The sequence below is a fragment of the Saccharopolyspora sp. 6V genome (genome assembly GCF_020176785.1).
GTDB lineage: Bacteria > Actinomycetota > Actinomycetes > Mycobacteriales > Pseudonocardiaceae > Saccharopolyspora_C > Saccharopolyspora_C gregorii.
This window is the reverse complement of record NZ_JAIUKB010000025.1, coordinates 1-1,457: the sequence shown is the minus strand read 5'-3', so window position 1 is coordinate 1,457 and position 1,457 is coordinate 1. Positions and strand designations below refer to the sequence as shown.

General features: G+C 73.8%; 1 protein-coding gene. It reads left to right on the top strand.

From position 1 onward, the window contains the following. Nucleotides 1-196 precede the first annotated feature (196 nt). Complete coding sequence (locus LCD35_RS05285) at nucleotides 197-1,333, top strand: cystathionine gamma-synthase (RefSeq protein WP_224958944.1); 1,137 nt, start codon at nucleotides 197-199, stop codon at nucleotides 1,331-1,333. The last annotated feature ends 124 nt before the right edge of the window (nucleotides 1,334-1,457 follow it).

The window sequence follows — 1,457 nt, the reverse complement described above, 5'->3', positions numbered from 1 at the left end:
GGCCCCCCCCGGGCCGGCCCCCCCGGGGGGGCCCCCCCCCCCCCGCGGGGCCCCCCCCCCGCGCGGGGCCCCCCCCGCCCCCCCCCCCCCCCCCCCCCCCCCCCCCGGGGGGGGGCCCCCCTCGTCGTGCGCGGGCACCAGTGGGACGGCCACCTGCCGAACGGCGGATGCCCGTGTGGTCCGTACGCTGCGGTGCATGAGTGATGGCTTCGCCACCCGCGCGATTCACGCGGGACAGCAACCCGATCCGACGACCGGTTCGGTGATCGTGCCCATCCACGCGACCTCGACCTACGCCCAGGACGGCGTGGGCGGGATGCGCGCCGGGTACGAGTACTCGCGCACCGGCAACCCCACCCGCACCGCGCTGGAGCAGTGCCTCGCGGAGCTGGAGGGCGCCAAGCACGGCAGGGCGTTCTCCTCGGGGATGGCGGCCACGGACGCGGTGCTGCGCGGCGCGCTGCGCCCCGGCGACCACGTGATCATCCCGGACGACGCCTACGGCGGCACGTTCCGGCTGATCGACAAGGTCCTCACCGAGTGGGGCGTGCAGTACACGCCGGTGCCGGTGTCCGACGTGGACGCGGTCCGCGCGGCGGTCCGGCCCGAGACGAAGGTGCTGTGGGTCGAGACGCCCACGAACCCGCTGCTGACCATCGCCGACATCGCGGCGTTGGCCCAGGTCGCGCGGGACGCCGGGGTGAAGCTCGTGGTGGACAACACCTTCGCCTCGCCGTACCTGCAGCGCCCGCTGGAGCTGGGCGCGGACGTGGTGGTGCACTCCACCACCAAGTACCTCGGCGGCCACTCCGACGTGGTCGGGGGCGCGGTGCTCACCTCCGACGACGAGCTGGCGAGCTCGGTGGCGTTCCTGCAGAACACCGCCGGTGCGGTGCCGGGTCCGTTCGACGCGTGGCTGACGCTGCGCGGGGTGAAGACGCTCGCGGCCCGGATGGACCGGCACAGCGCGAACGCCGGGCGCATCGCCGCCGCGCTGCGCGAGCACCCGAAGGTCTCGAAGGTCTACTACCCGGGCCTGCCCGAGCACCCGGGCCACGAGGTCGCGGCCAAGCAGATGCACGGCTTCGGCGGCATGATCTCGTTCACCCACGTGGACGGCGAGCAGGCCGCGCTGGAGGTGTGCGCGAAGACCCGGTTGTTCACCCTCGCCGAGTCGCTCGGCGGAGTCGAGTCGCTGATCGAGCACCCCGGCAAGATGACGCACGCGAGCACCGCCGGTTCGGTGCTGCAGGTGCCCGCGGAGCTGGTCCGGTTGTCCGTTGGCATCGAGGACCCCGACGACCTGGTGGAAGACCTCCTGTCCGCCCTCTGAGCGGCGGGGCGGTCTCGTACCCCAGTTGCTGAGGGGTGGGGTGGCGGAACCTCAGCGGGATTCTCGCGTCGGGGTCATTTTAACCCGGGGGGCCCCCACACGGGCAAAAGCTGTGCACGCGAGA

Bases quoted from the DNA above. Each gene is read 5' to 3' on its own strand.
- LCD35_RS05285 (WP_224958944.1), top strand. From the start codon at position 197: ATGAGTGATGGCTTCGCCACCCGCGCGATTCACGCGGGACAGCAACCC.